Source organism: Alteromonas sp. S005 (genome assembly GCF_036864475.1).
GTDB lineage: Bacteria > Pseudomonadota > Gammaproteobacteria > Enterobacterales > Alteromonadaceae > Alteromonas.
In genome coordinates this window covers 1-1,586 of the sequence record NZ_JAZETN010000041.1, presented here as the reverse complement: position 1 = coordinate 1,586, position 1,586 = coordinate 1, and the positions used below count along the sequence as shown (strand labels likewise).

The following is a 1,586-nucleotide window of genomic DNA, read 5'->3' as shown; positions in this document are numbered from 1 at the left end:
CCTAGACACAATGACTCCCTGTAAAAGTGCTAGCCCCCGCATTTTCGTGGGTTAACTTTTCAGCCAGAGCCATAATTAGTTTGTTCAATACTAAATCAATTTGGAGGCTAGCATGAACAAACATAGCATGATTTTTATCGGTTTGGATACGCATAAAGAGTTTCATGAAGTTGCTTATTGTGAGGAACAGCGCGGCGCGACGCCCGTTCATTATGGTCGTATTCCCTCGTCTAAGGTCAGTGTCAAAAAGCTTATTCGCCAGTTTGAATCTAAATATCCGGGCGCAACAATTCATGTGGTTTATGAAGCAGGACCGTGTGGTTATTGGATTTATCGTCTGATAACGGGCTTGGGGCATTGTTGCTATGTTGTGGCACCGTCTCTTATTCCAAAAAAGCCAGGAGAGCGAATTAAAACCGACCGACGAGATGCGCTTAAGCTCGTTAGGTCACTAAAGTCTGAAGACCTTACACCCATCTATGTGCCCGAGCCGGAAGATGAAGCTGTGCGGGATTTATCTCGAGCTCGAGAAGCAGCAATGAAGGATTTAAAAGAAGCGAAGTACCAGCTTAAAGCTCTACTTTTGCGAAATAACATACGCTATGAAGGCACTGCCAACTGGTCGAAGAAACACCTTCGCTGGCTCACGGAATTGATATTGCCTCACCCGGCCCAGCAAATTGTCTTACAAGAACAATTGCAAACCATAGAAGAGCGTATCCGGCGACTGGAAAGGCTCGATAATGAGTTAACCCACCATGTGCACCAATGGCGCTATTATCCGGTAGTGAAAGCCTTTCAGGCGATGCGAGGCGTTCGATTGCTCGTTGCTGTTGGCGTGGTAGCAGAACTTGGCGATTTAAATCGCTTCGACCATCCAAGAAAGCTCATGGCTTATCTGGGCTTAGTTCCCAGTGAACAATCATCAGGTGGAAAGCGACACTTAGGCGCCATTACAAAAGCAGGAAATGGCCGAGCAAGGCGTTTACTGATAGAGGGGGCGCACAGCTACCGTTATCCGGCTAACATCTCTACTGAATTACAGTTAAGGCAGGAAGGCTTACCTAAAGACATCGTCGATATCGCTTGGAAAGCACAGCTTCGCTTGTGCAAACGCTACCAGCGCATGAGTAAAAAGGGTAAACACTACAATTTAATCATTACCGCGATAGCCAGAGAAATGGCGGCATACATCTGGGCTATTGCAAAGGAAGTGGTACTCACGCCGGTAAACCCAAAATTAAGACTAAGCCGAGTACCTGCATGAAAAACGAGTTTGAGCTAACGCATTCGGATCAGGCCGCGGGATGTGGCACAACCTACGAGGGCGTTATGATGGCAACAACCTAACGGTTGTTGAACCACGAGCCTAGACTGATGAGAAGGTGCTACGGCGGAACATGTAAGGTCAGCTCTGCTTATTTATTGAATAAGTAACCTACGAATACCAGCATAATAACCGACGACATTACTGCCTCATCCGGTGCGTTAGCTCATTTATTTTGAGTAATAAAGAATACTAATTATGGGCTGAAAGAGTGTCAGGGATGCACTCGTTCAGGGTTGACAAAGGGAGTCATACCAAC

1 protein-coding gene is annotated in these 1,586 nt (G+C 46.5%); it reads left to right on the top strand.

Translation table 11 applies throughout. From position 1 onward, the window contains the following. Positions 1-112: 112 nt before the first annotated feature. Positions 113-1,267, top strand: a complete 1,155-nt coding sequence (locus V7R55_RS19445; protein WP_334061016.1) for an IS110 family transposase — start codon at positions 113-115, stop codon at positions 1,265-1,267. Positions 1,268-1,586 lie beyond the last annotated feature (319 nt).